The organism is [Clostridium] fimetarium (genome assembly GCF_900111235.1).
Taxonomy (GTDB): domain Bacteria; phylum Bacillota; class Clostridia; order Lachnospirales; family Lachnospiraceae; genus Clostridium_N; species Clostridium_N fimetarium.
This window is the reverse complement of sequence record NZ_FOJI01000012.1, coordinates 126,424-143,185: the sequence shown is the minus strand read 5'-3', so window position 1 is coordinate 143,185 and position 16,762 is coordinate 126,424. Positions and strand designations below refer to the sequence as shown.

The window sequence follows — 16,762 nt, the reverse complement described above, 5'->3', positions numbered from 1 at the left end:
GACTACCACCCCCGAGCAAGGAGCCAAGAAGTTATCTGCGTTTCGATAGCCTTACTATTTTCTTTATTATATTTGTTAAGATTCATCTCTCCAACTACATTTCCATCCTCAATATATAAAATTCTGTTCCCTCTTAATGCCGCCTTCACATCATGTGTGACCATAAGAATGCTTTGTCCTACTTCATTTATCTGTGTAAGCAAATCAAGCACTTCTTTTCCGGTTGCTTTATTCAATGCTCCAGTTGGTTCATCAGCAAATATAACCGTAGGATCATTAATCAGTGCTCTTGCGATGCAAGCTCTTTGCTGTTCGCCTCCAGACACTTGCGATGGCAGTCTTTTCCTTTGTTCTGTTATCCCTACTTTTTCTAAAAGAGCAGAGCCTTTTTCATTCACTTCTTTATTAGAATGAATTTTAGGAAGATAACCCGGCACCACAACATTTTCATATAAGGAAAGATTTGATACTAAATGCATCTGCTGAAATATAAATCCGAAATCATTCCTTCTAAGGTATGATAGCCTATTTTCAGACATTTTTGTGATGTCCTGATTATTATATATGACTTCGCCGCTTGTTACTGTATCCATTCCACTAAGTGCATATAATAGTGTTGATTTTCCTGACCCTGAACTGCCCATGATTACTGTAAAATCACCCTTAAATATTTCCAAATCCACATTGCTTAAAACATGATTTTGCACCCCGTTAGTAGCAAAGCTCTTGCATAAACCACTTGCTTTTAAAATGCTATTTTTCATATTATATCATTTCCTCCGCTGAATACTGTTTTTGTTTACTATCAAACTATATCATTTGAATTATTAAGAAATCTTTAAGGGCTCTTACTTTCTAATATATTCTTTGATCCAATTCTTGTCCAATATTTTGCAGTTCCACTTTTCATCTATTCATTTATTAGATTCTTTGGAGACACGCTCTTGATCTTAGCAGATACAATCCATGCAAATACAGCCGTGCATAGGATTATAAATAAAGCAGGACCAATTATCAATAACATTGTATATTGTGTGATGAATTTCGTAATCCCCATATTTCTAAGTAATAAGCTTAGCACAATATCATTTGTCATGATATTTATTACAATGCCAATGATTCCTCCAATTGCAACCACCAAGACATACTTTATTGTAAACTGACGTCTTAAGCTTCCTGTTGTAAAACCTAAGGATTTGTATACACCCAAGTCATTTTGCTCTTTTATAAAGTTTTTCTGACATATCATGAATGAAACGATTGCCGCAAATAAGAATGCCAATAAATATGTTATTGTTGTAATTGAATTCATAGCGGCAAGGATTGAAGCATTCCTTTCCTGATTTTGCTTGTTCGAATCAATAATTTCGATTGTCTTGTCAGCTTCAGCGGCCGCATATTTTTCCTTAAGCCCACTCACTATTGACGCTGTAGATTTTATGTCTGAAATCACATACTCTACATCGGGGAACTTAAACTCTGGATTGAGATGTTTAAAACCGTCTTCTAATATTGTAATTGTTTTTCCGGTATCAGATGTATCCTGATACGTTCCTACTATGATATATTCATACTGTTCATTATTATAACTGAGATTGACTTTGTCACCGATTTTTTTGCCAATTGCATCACTTGTAATCTGAGTTACCATAATCTCATTATTGTACTTTGGAACCCTTCCTTTTAATGTAGCATTGGCGGTTCCGCTTTTGTCTAATATTTGGCACAGTATTTCATTATTATCAAGTGCTAAGTACACTAATCCCACCGAAAATGTCTTTGTGATTTCTGTCTTTTCCTGTATGTCCTTTTCTATAGACGTAAGCATTTTAAAGCCTTCGTCATCATACTTTACTATTATTTCACTGGAAAATCCTCCGAAAACATCATAAACATTATCTGCTTTGGAAATCTGTTTTAAAGATGTGATTGATATTGTAAATGCTACCAGAAGTGCCATTACAACCACTGTTGTCACATATTTTTTCCAGTCCCCCAGCACCTGTTTAAGAATAAGTCTGCCATTAATATTCAATGGGATAGCACTAGCAACTGAAATATCTGTTCTTCCCGAGAAATGTACTGGTCCATGCCCATGAGCAATTGCCTGCATCGGTGATATCGATATTACTTTTTTTGTTTTATATATTACATATAATGCCATTATTATAACCGCCCCTGCAATAACAGCCAATATCTGTGTCATCCTTAGACTAGTTTTCATACACAGGCCCGTTACCGGAATAAATATTGCATTAACGTATTTGATTATAAATGTTCCTGCCAAAATTCCCGCTGCCGCTCCTACCACTCCCGATAGCAGATACTGTATCATTATAGAGACCCTTATCTGCAACGAAGTAAATCCTTCAGCTTTAAGTATTCCAAACGTGACATAATCCATGTCAATACTTGTACTTACGCTGTGTCCAATTATTATCAGCACGATTATGTATAGGAGGATTGCAACTGCCCAGAGGATTCCATTAATTATGTCAATAAACATAGTCATGTACCGATTGGCATCCTGCAACGTAAATGTATAGAATCCCTTGTCCATAAGTTCTGCAGATGCATTTATTTCTTTTTGCGCCTCATTTTGCTGGTTTTTATATTCGTCTTTCAGGTATACACTGGCTATGGTATCTGAGATTATTGTATCTTCGTCTTTCTGTGCATATATAGTATCAAAATCTTCATCGCTTACCAGAAGTATTTTCACACCCATCATACTTGAACCAACAAATGGATCTTCAAAGAACTTAGATATTTTAAACTTCATTTCACCATTTGGCGTATCAATTACAGCAATATCACCTATATTACAGTTTTGCAATTTCTGTAAGGCAATCGGAATATATATCTCTCCTTTTTTGGGTTTTGTCGCATTATCTTTTGACAAGCTTATCCCATTTTCCTCATACATTTCATAACTGTTTTCTGATGGTTTATATGTAGTAAGTACCTTGAAATTAGCAAGTTTTTTACCATTAACTTCAAACCTAGAAACAGATACAGCATTTTTTAGTATAAATTTATCAACTTGTTCTGATTCCCTTACTTTTTGAATCATTTCATCTGTTAGGTTATTTCCCAAAATAAATGTGGTGATTTCAGCAATATTAGAATTTTTGCAAGCTGTGACGACTCTTTCTTTTGAATTCATGCTCACACTTATAATTGTAGACAAAGCCAAGCTGATCACAAAGAATAGTATAAGAATGCTTATGAAATTGCCTTTTTTACTTTTTAGATTAGCCTTTATTATTGTTCTCAATTCCATATGCTACCGCCCTCTGGCAAGAATCCATGAAGTTTTTTATTTACTTTTTTCTTAGGATACTTTTTAGGAAGATAACCCGGTACTACAACATTTTCATATAATGAAAGATTGAAATGAGTCTTCACACCATTAGCCACAAAGTGCATGCAAAAACCATTCGCAACTAAAAAATTTTTTTTCATACTATATCCCTTCATTTAATAATGATGTTTTATCTACTATCAGACTATAGCATTAAAATTATTAAGAAAGCTTTAAGGGTTTTATTTTTTTTTCATATATATCTTTGCTTCTAATCCATTTTCAATATTACGTATTTCAGCTCTTCCGTTCATCTGCTCCATAATATATTTTACGATATACAGCCCAAGGCCTGCTCCCGGTTTTTCATTCGCATTTTTTCCACGGTAAAATTTGTCGAATATAAATGGCAGATCTTCATCCTCTATTCCGATTCCATAATCTCTAATTATCGCAATCAGATATTGCCCATCATTTTCATGGGTTATATCAATTTTGCTGTCTGGGGCATATTTAATAGCATTACCAATTAGATTTTCATACACCTGTTCCAATCTTCTTTCATCAGCATTAATAATAATTTCTGGGATATTAAGACTGATATTAACCCTGTCGTTATCAACCTGAATACCCGATAATATCTTGTTATTAACTTTTTTGAACTAAAATCCTCCAAATGCATTTCAAGTTTGTCCATATCAGCAAGTGAATGAAGGAATAAATCATTCGTCAGCTTGCTCACTTCATCACATTTCCTAATAATTACAGATACATATCGTTCTCTTCGTTCAATATTATTATCCATTCCTGCTTGAAGTGCCTCTGAATATGCTCTTATTGATGCAACTGGTGTTTTTATATCATGTGAAATTGTAGCAATTGTTATCTTGTTGTTTTCAATGGCTTCCTTCTCTCCTGCACGTGCCTTCTTTATCTCCCGTCGCATGCTGTCAAAAGCCCATGTAAATGAACCAAACATATTATTTCTCTCATATGCGAGAGGCCGATCCATATTTCCTTTTGATATCTCGCCAGCAAACATATTCAATTTTTTAAATGGCCTTATTACGCTGAAGTAAATATAAGAAAATAATATCACAACAAATCCAACAGCAGCAAAATATAAATATATCAAAAATGTTCTTTCTTCACTATGATTCTCTTTATCTACCTCATTTAATAAATCTTTTTGCAACTCACTGATTTTTTCATCTAACTCATGAGAATTCTCTTTTCCTGTAAGCACTTCGATTTCATTAAGCGCCACAACATAATTACGCATTTTCTCATTTGCACTTTCAAATGTTTTTGCAAAAAATAATCCCATTATAATGGTGAGTAATAGAACAAATGTAATTACTATTTTTATTACGTTACTATTAAACCTGCTTTTCATGGTTTTAGCTCCCTATTTACTATCAAATATATATCCAACGCCCCATACTGTCTTCAAACGTTCTGGTTTTGAAGGATTTTCTTCTAGTTTTTCTCTTAGCCACCTGATATGTACTGCCACTGTTGAAGGTTCTACCTGACTATAACTTCCCCACACCTCAGACAATATCTTCTCCTTACTTAACGCTGTGTCTTTATGTTCTATCATATATTTTAGCAAATCAAATTCCCTTAATGCCAATGGAATTTCTAGTTCTTTTAAAGTGACTCTTCTTGACGCTACATCAACCATCAAATCTTTGAAGATATAATTACTTTGACCCTCCAAGAATCCATAAGCTCTTCTTAAATTCGCCTTGATTCTGGATAGTAGCTCTTGCAACGAATATGGTTTTGGCAAATAATCGTCCGCTCCCAAATCCAATCCAGTTATTCGATCAGTCTCACTTGTTCTAGAGCTTACAAATATGATTGGCACTGTACACGTTTTTCTGAGTTCCCTGCAAAAATCAAATCCAGAATCTCCTGGCAAATTAATATCTAATACAATTAATTTATAATTGGTATCTAGCATCATGTCATATGCTTTTTCTGCTGAAGATGCCCATTCTACGAAATATTTATAATCCTCTAACAACTCTTTTGTTATTGATGCCAAATCCACATCATCATCAATTATTAAAATATCTCTTTTCTTCATATGGCAATCACCTTTTATAGTTTAGTTTTAATCATATATTTACAGTATTATTTTATTCTATCACAAACTCAAAAGCAAGAACAAGCCGTTAATTATTATCGATTAACGGCTTGTTCTTGCTTTATATAGTATAAGTTTTGTAAGTTATTATTTTAGAATTCAAATAATGGTGTTGAGAAATACCTATCTCCTGAATCAGGAAGCAATACTACGATTGTCTTTCCTTCATTTTCAGGTCTTTTAGCAAGTTCTTTTGCTGCCCAGACAGCTGCACCAGAGGATATTCCAACAAGGAAACCTTCTTCACGTGCAATTTCTTTGCCTGTTGCAAAAGCGTCTTCATTTTCTACTGCAATAATCTCATCGTATACATTAACATTCAATGTTTCTGGTATAAATCCTGCTCCAATTCCTTGGATTTTATGAGAGCCTGGTGTTCCTTTAGACAACACTGGCGAACCAGCTGGTTCAACTGCTACTACTTTCACATTAGGATTCTTAGATTTCAAATATTCACCAACACCTGTGATTGTTCCGCCTGTTCCAATACCAGCTACAAATAAATCAATGTTTCCATCTAAATCTTCCCATATCTCAGGTCCTGTAGTCGCTTTATGAACCAATGGATTTGCAGGGTTTGTAAATTGGCTTAATATAATTGAATTCTCAATTTCTTTATTCAACTCTTCAGCTTTTGCAATTGCACCTTTCATTCCCTTAGCCCCTTCAGTAAGAACTAGATCTGCTCCATATGCTTGCAAAATTTTTCTTCTTTCAATACTCATTGTCTCAGGCATTGTTAAAATTGCCTTATAACCTTTTGCGGTTGCTACCGATGCAATTCCAATACCTGTATTTCCAGATGTTGGTTCTATAATTGTTGATCCGGCTTTTAAGATGCCTTTCTTTTCTGCATCTTCTATCATTGCTAATGCGATACGGTCTTTTACACTTCCTGCTGGATTAAAATATTCTAGTTTCACTATAACCTTTGCCTTAAGATCGTTTGCGCTTTCGTAATTTTTAATCTCCAAAAGTGGAGTTCTTCCTATTAATTCTGTAATACTTGATTTTACATTTGCCATGACTTTATCTCCTTTAGATTTACAATATTATTATATTCCTATTACATTGATATGATTACTATGATATAGTTATACACTTATTTTTATATTATGTCAATATAAATTATATAATATATAAAAAAAGGTAAGTTTCTAATTTTATTTAGAAAGCTTACCCTGCTTTATCTTATATACAAAATTATAAATACCTAAAAGGCTATCATTATTTCAATTGCATCTCTAAACCAATCCCATACTGAGTCAAATACTTCTCGTGGCCGATATCCTAAATATTCGCAATTTTTAAAAACCACCACTTTTTCATCATTTCCCGTTTCAAAACATGCAATATCCTCATTATCTCCCCTTCTAGCAAATGGAATTAGTCCCATACGATTACAATTCATTTTCATCTGTTTAAATATTTCCACAGATTGTTCCCTACTCACTAAATACCACAAATCAAAATTAAGTAATTTTAATGCCACTAACCTTTCTAATGCATCTGGATAATTAAAAGCAACTTCATAACCATCTGTATTCAAAATCTCTTTGTTCATTTTTCTCCCCCCGCTTCATAAAATGATTTTGTATTGTTATAAATTATAAATTATACCAATATTTTTACTATTTCAAGTGGTTGGCGATTTTTGTAAATATATGTCCATTTTTTGTAGCTATTGAGGTTAATTTCATTATTATTTAGCTTTTTAATATATCCTTTTAAACTTCGAGATAATGCTATGTTGAAAACATTGCTGTGATATTACAAATGCTTTCTTGTAAATCTATATTTAAATATCCACCATAGGACTCTAATATTTTTCTTGTATGCTCAATACCTATCCCATGTTTTTCTTTATTATTTTTGGTCGTTTCAAAAATCAGTCCTTTTCTTTTAGGAGAAACTTCATAAGTATTTTCCAATTTAAATATTATAAATTTATTTTTATTAGTCATATATAACTGCATTTTAATATATTTGCCTTCACATTTTTGTGTCGCTTCAATTGCATTAGTAATTAAATTACCAAAAACAGAAATCAGATCAATGTCCTTTATCGTATCAACATTAAGCATTGGTTCTACAAATATATGAAACTTAATATCTAGCATCTTCGCTTGCTGACTTTTCTCTGTCAGAATCGCATTTAGTATTATATTTGTGCAATAAGAATGGATATGGATATCTTGAATTTTAATCTCAATACCTTCTAAAATTTTAAGAATTCCATTACATTGATTATCATTAGCCAATCTTCCGATCGTTTCAAAATAGTAATTTAAATTATGTATAATTTGAGAATGTTCTATATTCTTTTCTTTCAGTTTTTCGTAATATATTATATGCAATTTTTCTTTCATTTGCTCTAATTCTAAACTATTCGCTCTATTCATAGCTTCTTTCAGCCTTCTAAATGTATAAAACACCAATGTATTAGAGAACAAAATTCCTACGCTACCAAGAACCAAAACACCCTTAGCTTCCACTAGTATGCTTGAATATAGCTTCAAATAAAATAGTCCTCCATAAATCAAAAATGTTGATATTGGTAATGGCAAAATATATATTATCATGTTTTTCACCATTCTATTTGAGGGATATCCCATTTGATTCTTTAAAAATTTGATAACTACCAGCGTTACCATCTTTATTATTAAAATATATCCTATCATATCACTACGAGAATATATTATCTCAATATTTATTCTGCTTACGATTATATCTAAAACTATATAGAAGCAGCCTTCCACACCACTCACTATTGAGAAAAAAATCAAAGTGTACCTACATCTATTTAATAAATCAGAAGCGAAAATTATAAAACTAATCCCAAAATAAATACATGGAATAACAAATAGATTCAAAAACAAGTTATCAAATGTACTTGTGATATAAATAATTGAAACCCAAATAAGTAATACAATAATTTTTACATTGTTTGTGATCGGCCTCCTTTTCAAAAAGTCAGAGCTAAAATCAAAGTATAAATATATCTCAAATATGATGACTAAACTATTCGCTAGCAACATCACTATATTCATAGGACGCTATCATTTCTAGTATATTTATTACCAAAATACGCAATCATCTGTTTTTTTAGGAGTTTTTCTTTTGATCTTGCAATCGTCAAAATGATATTATTGCTTAAGACCACTTCCTTTCTAGTTGTTTTCATAACATGCTCTATATTTATAATATAACTATTATGTGCATAAACAAATCTGTCATCATGGATTATTTCATATACTTGCTTAAGTGATTTTTCACAATATATCTTTTCACATTCGTACTTTACAAAGGCTTCTTCCAATAGAAATATCTCGCATCCTCTTTTCAACAAGGAAATGTATACAATATGTTTCGGATTAATTCTAAAAGAGTTGCCATTTCGAAACGTCGAAAAATAATTTATAGGACTTGATATCATCTTTTCTAGGACTTCTTTTATTTCAATTTCCATTTCTCTTTTTATAAATTGTTTTGTAATATATCGATAAGGTTGGACTTTAAACAAATTTATAGTTGGTACTCGTATTCCTGAACAGAATACCAGAATTACTTCTGAATCAACTTTTCGAATTAATTCAGCAACTTCATTACCATCCATTTTACCCATTTGAATGTCCAAAAATATAACATCAAATTTCTCATTGATGTTTAATAATAAATCATTTCCATCTTTGTATAAAAAATAGCGAATTCCAAGAACATTACCTTCGTTTGATACTTTTTTAATTATTTCAACAATATTATCAATATCAACAGAAACATCATCGCATACAGCAATTTTATACAATATCAACCCTCATTTCATTTGTATTTTTATTCATAGAATATCAATATAACTCTAAAATGGCAAACTAATTTTGACATAAACCGACATTATTTTATATATATTTTATAATTCCAAAGTATTGTTTTGCAATCGCAAATTATTAAAGCATAAAGTGTTCAAATCTTTTGATATCGTGTATTTTTGCTTGTTTAGGCAAAGTTTGTATTATTATATATTTAAGAATTAAGTGATTGGAGGGAATCTTGTATGGGGTTAGGCGAATTAATTGCAGAACTACGGATGGACAAAGGATTAAGCCAAAGAGAATTGGGGAAATTAGTCAATAAATCTGATAGCGCAATCTGTAATTATGAAAAGGGTGTTCACATTCCAGATGCAGAAACCATAAGCAAAATAGCAGACTGTTTTGATGTGTCAACTGATTATTTGTTAAAAAGAACAAAATTCAAATATAGTATCAAACATTTAAATAATCATTTATCAAGCGATTATACTTTAGGAGACCTTCTAAATACCATTATTCAATTAGACACTAATAACAGAAAACGCATTGTTGACTATATTGGTATCCTTACAGTAATAAATAATGTATCTAAAGGACCGAAACAATAGACGATTAAGGCAATAAAAATGAAAACAAAAATGATAGTGAGTAGTTTCGCAACTATTCACTATCTTTTTTTATCAAGCCTACTTTCTTCCAAATATTCTAGCTAAATGTTTTAAATAGTTACTGTGTGTTTCATTTAATTGCTCACTTCTCAAACGCCATTTCCAATTATCTCCAAGTGTTGAAGGAAAATTCATTCTTGCTGAATTATCCAATTTCAAAACATCTTGAACTTGGAATATAACAACATTTGCTACACTACCATATGCGGCTCTAAACACATGATCCACAATCAGATTTTTATCCCTTGTCCCAAGATAATCGTAAGCATACTCCAGTTCTTGATCATTTCGTTCATTAAAAAATCCCTGTAGGGTTTCATTATCATGTGTTCCACCATAAACCACAGAATTTTTTTCATAATTATATGGAATATGAGGATTATCACTATTCCCATCAAATGCAAATTCCAAGACTTCCATCACTGTGTAATCATTTTCTTTTAATAATTCCTCTACTTCGGGTATTGCAACCCCTAGGTTTTCAGCAATTATCTTTTTATCTTTAATTGCACTGTTAATTACATCTGTAAGCTTTTTACCTGGTCCTATCTTATATTCACCAATTCTAGCATCCGGACATTGGGCAGGTATTGTATAGTATTTTACAATCCCAATAAAGTGATCAATTCTGATAACATCATACAATTGTGCGGATTTCTCCATTCGCTTTTTCCACCATACGAAATTGTCTTTTTCCATTGCATCCCAATCATAAATCGGATTTCCCCATTTCTGTCCCAAGGAAGTAAATGCATCTGGTGGCACTCCTGCAACCATAGTTGGTTCAAGTTTTTCATCTAACTGGAAAATCTCAGTATTTACCCACACATCTGCACTATCTAATGCCGTATAGATAGGAATATCTCCAATTATTTCAATTCCCTTTTCATTTGCATAGTTCTTAAGTTTATTCCATTGCTTAAAAAATTCAAACTGACAAAATTCCCAAAATTCAATTTCCTTCGCTAACATTGCCTTGTATTTTAAAAGAGCAGCTGGCTCGCGATACTTCACTTCATCATCCCACTTATTCCAATCGCTATATCCAAAATATGCTTTGCATGCCATATATAACGAATAATCTTCTAGCCAGTCATTATTCAATGCTACAAAATCATCATACTCCTTGCAGCCATTCTCCATTTGTCTGCTTTTAAAGTTCTCAAATGCTGTAGCTAACACCAAAAATCTTGATAGGAATATTTTTTCATAATCTACATAACTTTGATTTTCAAGTATATCATCCCCCCAATCAAACGAAAGCACATATGATTTCGTAAGGAGCCCTTCTTCCACAAGTATATCCAAATCAATATAATACGGATTACCTGCATAAATAGAACATGTCTGATAGGGGCTATCTCCATAACCTGTCGGTCCAAGCGGCAATACTTGCCAATATTTGTGATCTGCGTTTTTTACGAAGTCAATAAATTCATAAGCAGCCTTACCAAAAGTTCCAATTCCATATGGTGAAGAAATGCTACTGATTGCCATTAATATACCTGCACTTCTATTGAATTTTTGACATTTTGTCTGATTACCCATCTAACACCTCGCATTATACTTTCATTTATATTATTAATTTAAAAATGAGGCAGTTGCCAATTAGTCAATGGCTTTCCCATTTACTATATTTGCAATTGCCTCATCTAAACTGCTCTAACGAACTTACATTTTATTTGAGATGATTTAATATTTAATTTAACTTTTCAGTTAGACTCACAACTGATGTTTGCTCACTTTCACTGAGTAAATACATTGCATTAATTAAAACAACCAATTTACCATTTACATTAACAACCTTATCAAAGTATTTTAAATCTCCTGTTTTTACAATCGTTGGCATGTCTACTATTTCAGATTCATCAATACTATGAATTTCTTCTACTGAATCTACTTCCAGTGCTATTGTAATGTTAGGAAGTTTTACAATGATTGCATTCTCCCCTAAAATATCAGAGTCCTTCATATTAAACTTCTTTTTTAAGTTAATCACAGGAATGACTTCATTTCTAAGATTAATAATACCTTTCATATAAGGAACTGTATTTGGTATTGCTACAACATTTACTTGCTTTTCAATTGAACTTACGAGATTGATATCTATTCCATAGCTTTCGCTTCCTAATTTAAAAATTACTGGTTTAAAATAATTTGCCATTCCATTAATCCTCCTTGTCTCTTCCAGTACTATTCCACTGAAGATAAGCAGTTATGAGTGGATCTAAATTACCATCGAGCACACTCTGTGCATTACCTACATCAGTATTTGTCCTATGATCTTTTACCATTGTATATGGTTGCAATACGTAACTTCTAATCTGATTACCAAAGTTAATCTCTTTAATTGCGCCACGAATATCCAATAAATTGTCTGCATTCTCCTGTTTCTTAAGCAAAAATAATTTTGCTTTCAGCATTTGCATCGCTTTATCTTTGTTCTGATGCTGTGAACGCTCATTCTGACATTGTACTACCGTTCCTGTTGGCAAATGCGTAATTCGAATTGCTGAAGATGTCTTATTAATATGCTGACCGCCTGCACCACTTGCGCGATAAGTATCAACTCTTAAATCATCTAGGTCAATTTCGACTTCAAGATCCACTTCTATATCAGGCATTACATCGCATGATACAAATGATGTCTGCCTTTTGCCAGCCGCATTAAATGGTGATATACGAACTAGTCTGTGAACACCTTTTTCGGATTTTAGATATCCATAGGCATTCTCACCCTCTATTTCAATTGTCACTGATTTCACACCAGCTTCCTCTCCATCGAGGTAATCAATAACTTGTGTACTAAATCCCTTGGAGTCTGCCCATCGCATATACATACGCATAAGCATTGAGGCCCAGTCACATGACTCTGTTCCACCTGCACCTGCATGCAATGTAAGAATTGCGTTTTCCTTATCATATTCTTCTGATAAAAGTGTACTAATCTTAAGCCTATCTATTTTCTCTTGAAAAATAGTGATTTCATTTTGAATTTCTGGAATTAATGAAGCATCATTTTCCTCATCTGCCATCTCAATTAGCGTTTTAGCATCCTGTAATCCTTGCTTTAACTCATCGTACTTTTCAAATGCAACCTTAAGACCCTTAAGTTCCTTCATCATATTCTGTGATTTGTCCGCTTCATCCCAAAAACCGGGAGCCTCCATATTTGCTTCTATTTCTTCAATTCGCTTCTGCTTATTAGCCAAGTCAAAGTGAAGCCCTTATTTCGTCTAATGGTTGTGTGTAGTTTGACAGTTTATATTTAAACTGATCTAATTCTACCATTTGATCACCCGCTTTTTTTTATTTTTTTTTATTATTAACCTTAGCCTAATCCATTATTCGTGTAAATTAAAGACGTCCACAGCATTGCTTGTACTTTTTGCCGCTTCCACATGGACAAGGATCGTTTGGATATACTTTCTTTACTTCACGTTTCATTGGTGTCTTTGCCGCAGAATCATCCTTATTCGTTCCTGTTACTTTAGCAACTTGCTCTCTTTCAACGTTTTGCTCAACCTGTACATGCATAAGAAGTCTTACTGTATCTTCGCTTATACCTTTTGTCATCTCATCAAACATATCATAGCCCATTACTTTGTACTGCACAAGTGGATCTCTTTGTCCATATGCCTGAAGACCAATACCTTGACGAAGTTGATCCATATCATCAATATGATCCATCCATTTTCTATCAATAACTTTAAGTAGAATTACACGCTCAAGTTCTCTTAAGTGCTCTGCTTCTGGAAATTCTGCTTCTTTATCTTCGTAAAATTTAACAGCTTTTTCTTTCAGAATATGTTTTAATTCATTCTTATTATTTATATCTTCAGATTTTGAAATCGTTGGTAGTGGAATTGTCGGAAGTAAAATTTCATTTAATTCTGCATAATCCCACTGATCCGAACTATGATCTTCACTAATACAGGTATCAACTGCTGATTCTGTTAAATCAGTAATCATCTTGTATATAGAGTTACGCATACTTTCTCCATCAAGGACTTTTCTTCTTTCTGCGTAAATAATTTCACGTTGTTCATTCATTACTTCGTCATACTGAAGCAAGTTTCTTCTGATACCATAGTTGTTAGTCTCTATCTTCTTCTGCGCTTTTTCAATTGCATTAGAAAGCATACTATGTTCAATCTGCTCATTATCAGCAACACCTAATGCATTAAATACACTCATAAGTTTATCTGAGCCAAAAAGTCTCATCAAATCATCTTGAAGTGATATGAAGAATCTTGACTGGCCTGGATCTCCTTGACGACCTGCACGACCACGTAACTGGTTGTCAATACGTCTTGCTTCATGTCTTTCTGTACCAATAATTTTAAGTCCACCTGCTGCTTTGGCTTCCTCATCAAGCTTAATATCCGTACCACGGCCTGCCATATTAGTAGCAATTGTTACAGCCTTATGTTTACCAGCTTCTGCTACGATTTCTGCTTCTAGCTCATGGAACTTAGCATTGAGGACTTTATGTGGAATTCCTCTTTTCTTAAGCATTTCACTGATTTTTTCTGAACCTTCGATTGTAATTGTACCAACAAGCACAGGTTGTCCAATTGCATATGATTCTTCTACTGAATCTACAACTGCCTCGAGTTTTTCTTTTTTCGTCTTATAAACAGCATCTTGCGAATCTTCACGAAGAACTAGTTGATTCGTAGGAATCTCGATAACATCCATATTATAGATTTCTCTAAATTCTTTTTCCTCTGTAAGTGCTGTACCTGTCATACCAGCTTTCTTCTCAAATTTGTTAAAGAAATTCTGGAATGTAATTGTTGCAAGTGTCTTACTTTCTCTTTTCACTTTTACATGCTCTTTTGCTTCAATTGCTTGATGAAGGCCATCTGAATATCGTCTACCTGGCATAATACGTCCAGTAAACTCATCTACGATTAACACCTCATCATCTTTTACAACGTAATCTTTATCGCTAAACATAAGATTATGAGCACGTAATGCTAAAATAATATTATGTTGAATCTCAAGATTGTCTGGATCTGAATAATTTTCTAAATGGAAGAATTTTTCAACCTTCTCTACACCATCTTCAGTAAGGTTAACAATTTTATCTTTTTCATTTACGGTAAAGTCACCGTCTTCTTCAAGTTCTTCTTTCATAAGCGCTGCCATCTTAGTCATCTCGCCAGTTGTTGTACCACGTTCTAACTGCCTAGCTAAGATATCACAAGCTTCATAAAGTTTAGTTGACTTTCCACTCTGTCCGGATATAATAAGAGGGGTTCTTGCCTCATCGACAAGTACTGAATCGACTTCATCTATAATTGCAAATTTTAATGATCTTAGAACAAGTTGTTCTTTATAAATTACCATATTATCTCTTAAGTAATCAAATCCGAGTTCATTATTAGTAACATATGTAATGTCACATTTATATGCTTCTCGTCTTTCTTCGTCTTTCTTATTGTTAAGAACAACGCCTACTGTAAGGCCTAAAAATTCATGGACTTGTCCCATCCACTCAGCATCACGTTTTGCAAGGTAATCATTTACAGTAACAATTAAAACTCCCTCACCAGTAAGTGCATTTAAATACGCGGGAAGTGTGGATACAAGTGTCTTACCTTCACCCGTTTTCATCTCTGCGATACGCCCTTGATGAAGTATCATACCACCAATAAGCTGCACTCTATATGGTTCCATTCCAAGTACTCTCTTACCTGCTTCTCTTACAACAGCAAATGCTTCTGGTAAAATATCATCTAAAGTTTCTCCCTTTGATAAACGAGATTTGAATTCACTCGTCTTTGCTTGTAACTGTTCATCTGAGAGCGTCTGCATCTGACTGCGCATGTTTTCAATCTTGTCAACTATTGGTAATACTCTTTTCAATTCGTGTTCACTGTGAGTACCAAATACTTTCTGAAAAAATCCCATTCCGTTAATCTCCTTAAATGTGTAATAAATCATGACCTTTAGCCTACCTAAACTTTGTTTTAAGTTAAAATATGCCACTCTGCGTTATTGTATCACCTTTGTATATTTAACGCAAGTTCCTACTTGCCGAAAACACTTTATTAAATATAAAATAAGGACAAGTTATTAACCTGTCCTTATTTTAGAATAAAAAATATCTTAGTGTAATTGAAAACACTTTAAAATTCTGGTTCTATTAATCCGTAAGTGCTACCTTTTCTTTTATATACCACATTAACTTCTTCGGTATCAGCATTAAAAAATACATAAAAGTTATGGCCTAGCAACTCCATCTGGATACATGCTTCTTCCGGATCCATTGGTTTGATTCCAAAACGTTTTGTTCTAATAATTTTAACTTCTGCTTCGTCAATAAAATCCTTATCTACAAAGTCCTTATTAAAGTCCTCAGCTAATTGCTTTTTATCAACAAACTTATGTTTATATTTCTTTAACTGTCTTTCGATAACTTCCTCTACCAAATCAATTGATACGTACATATCGCTACTTACTTGTTCGGATCTTACGATACTACCTTTAACTGGTATTGTTACCTCGATTTTTTGTCTTTCTTTCTCTACGGTAAGCGTTACATAAACTTCTGTATCAACTGCAAAAAACCTATCCAGCTTACCTAACTTTTCTTCTATAGAGGCTTTTAAACCTTCAGTTACTTCTATATTTCTTCCTTTAATAATAAAACGCATAATATTCAACTCCTTTACGTGTATTATAGTTATATTATATCACAACTTTACTTTTAGACAAGCGAATTCTCTCAATTAATCTATATTCTTTTATTCGACACGCAACTACAATTTTCCCGATTTGTCAATATAATTTACTGAAATTTTATGTCGTTTTTTAG

At 32.9% G+C, this 16,762-nt stretch carries 16 protein-coding genes; 1 reads left to right on the top strand and 15 read right to left on the bottom strand.

Annotation, left to right across the window (positions count from 1 at the left end; translation table 11 throughout):
• Positions 1-2: 2 nt before the first annotated feature.
• From BMY18_RS15140 to BMY18_RS15095, 10 genes are all read right to left on the bottom strand, one after another.
• On the bottom strand, positions 3-764 hold the full coding sequence (locus tag BMY18_RS15140; RefSeq protein WP_092455534.1) for an ABC transporter ATP-binding protein: 762 nt from the start codon (positions 762-764) through the stop codon (positions 3-5).
• A 146-nt stretch (positions 765-910) separates the two neighbouring features.
• The gene (locus tag BMY18_RS15135; protein ID WP_092455532.1) at positions 911-3,283 is read right to left on the bottom strand and encodes an ABC transporter permease; all 2,373 of its coding nucleotides are present in this window, start codon (positions 3,281-3,283) and stop codon (positions 911-913) included.
• Positions 3,274-3,465 carry a hypothetical protein gene (locus tag BMY18_RS15130; RefSeq protein WP_092455530.1) on the bottom strand — a complete coding sequence of 64 codons (192 nt, stop codon included), beginning with the start codon at positions 3,463-3,465 and terminating at the stop codon, positions 3,274-3,276. The genes BMY18_RS15135 and BMY18_RS15130 overlap by 10 nt, the downstream gene beginning before the upstream one ends.
• Before the next feature lie 81 nt (positions 3,466-3,546).
• The gene (locus tag BMY18_RS15125) at positions 3,547-3,849 is read right to left on the bottom strand and encodes a sensor histidine kinase (protein ID WP_170841432.1); all 303 of its coding nucleotides are present in this window, start codon (positions 3,847-3,849) and stop codon (positions 3,547-3,549) included.
• Complete coding sequence (locus BMY18_RS15120) at positions 3,834-4,700, bottom strand: histidine kinase dimerization/phospho-acceptor domain-containing protein (RefSeq protein ID WP_092455526.1); 867 nt, start codon at positions 4,698-4,700, stop codon at positions 3,834-3,836. The genes BMY18_RS15125 and BMY18_RS15120 overlap by 16 nt, the downstream gene beginning before the upstream one ends.
• Before the next feature lie 12 nt (positions 4,701-4,712).
• The gene (locus tag BMY18_RS15115; protein ID WP_092455524.1) at positions 4,713-5,399 is read right to left on the bottom strand and encodes a response regulator transcription factor; all 687 of its coding nucleotides are present in this window, start codon (positions 5,397-5,399) and stop codon (positions 4,713-4,715) included.
• Between the two features lie 152 nt (positions 5,400-5,551).
• Positions 5,552-6,484: a cysteine synthase A gene (gene cysK / locus BMY18_RS15110; RefSeq protein WP_092455522.1), complete on the bottom strand. Its 933-nt coding sequence runs from the start codon at positions 6,482-6,484 to the stop codon at positions 5,552-5,554.
• Between the two features lie 188 nt (positions 6,485-6,672).
• Complete coding sequence (locus BMY18_RS15105) at positions 6,673-7,023, bottom strand: hypothetical protein (protein WP_092455520.1); 351 nt, start codon at positions 7,021-7,023, stop codon at positions 6,673-6,675.
• 181 nt (positions 7,024-7,204) lie between these two features.
• Positions 7,205-8,041 (bottom strand): sensor histidine kinase, encoded by an 837-nt coding sequence (locus tag BMY18_RS21130; protein ID WP_170841431.1) that lies wholly within the window; start codon positions 8,039-8,041, stop codon positions 7,205-7,207.
• Positions 8,042-8,505: 464 nt separating this feature from the next.
• Complete coding sequence (locus tag BMY18_RS15095) at positions 8,506-9,264, bottom strand: LytR/AlgR family response regulator transcription factor (RefSeq protein ID WP_170841430.1); 759 nt, start codon at positions 9,262-9,264, stop codon at positions 8,506-8,508.
• Positions 9,265-9,510: 246 nt separating this feature from the next.
• Here BMY18_RS15095 and BMY18_RS15090 point away from each other — a divergent pair, with 246 nt between their 5' ends.
• Positions 9,511-9,876 carry a helix-turn-helix domain-containing protein gene (locus BMY18_RS15090; RefSeq protein ID WP_092455514.1) on the top strand — a complete coding sequence of 122 codons (366 nt, stop codon included), beginning with the start codon at positions 9,511-9,513 and terminating at the stop codon, positions 9,874-9,876.
• A gap of 78 nt (positions 9,877-9,954) precedes the next feature.
• Here the strand turns inward: BMY18_RS15090 and malQ are convergent, their stop codons facing one another.
• The 5 genes from malQ to hpf all read right to left on the bottom strand — a co-directional run bounded on the left by malQ (position 9,955) and on the right by hpf (position 16,601).
• Entirely contained in the window at positions 9,955-11,484 is a 1,530-nt protein-coding gene (gene malQ, locus BMY18_RS15085; RefSeq protein ID WP_092455512.1) for a 4-alpha-glucanotransferase, read from the bottom strand.
• A 151-nt stretch (positions 11,485-11,635) separates the two neighbouring features.
• Positions 11,636-12,100 (bottom strand): chemotaxis protein CheW, encoded by a 465-nt coding sequence (locus BMY18_RS15080; protein ID WP_092455511.1) that lies wholly within the window; start codon positions 12,098-12,100, stop codon positions 11,636-11,638.
• Positions 12,101-12,104: 4 nt separating this feature from the next.
• A protein-coding gene (gene prfB / locus BMY18_RS15075; RefSeq protein ID WP_139197303.1) for a peptide chain release factor 2 occupies positions 12,105-13,227 on the bottom strand; the annotation gives its coding sequence in 2 pieces (ribosomal slippage) (positions 12,105-13,151 and positions 13,153-13,227; 1,122 coding nt in all).
• A 66-nt stretch (positions 13,228-13,293) separates the two neighbouring features.
• Complete coding sequence (secA, locus tag BMY18_RS15070; RefSeq protein WP_092455509.1) at positions 13,294-15,855, bottom strand: preprotein translocase subunit SecA; 2,562 nt, start codon at positions 15,853-15,855, stop codon at positions 13,294-13,296.
• Positions 15,856-16,073: 218 nt separating this feature from the next.
• Complete coding sequence (hpf, locus tag BMY18_RS15065; RefSeq protein WP_092455507.1) at positions 16,074-16,601, bottom strand: ribosome hibernation-promoting factor, HPF/YfiA family; 528 nt, start codon at positions 16,599-16,601, stop codon at positions 16,074-16,076.
• Positions 16,602-16,762: the final 161 nt, after the last annotated feature.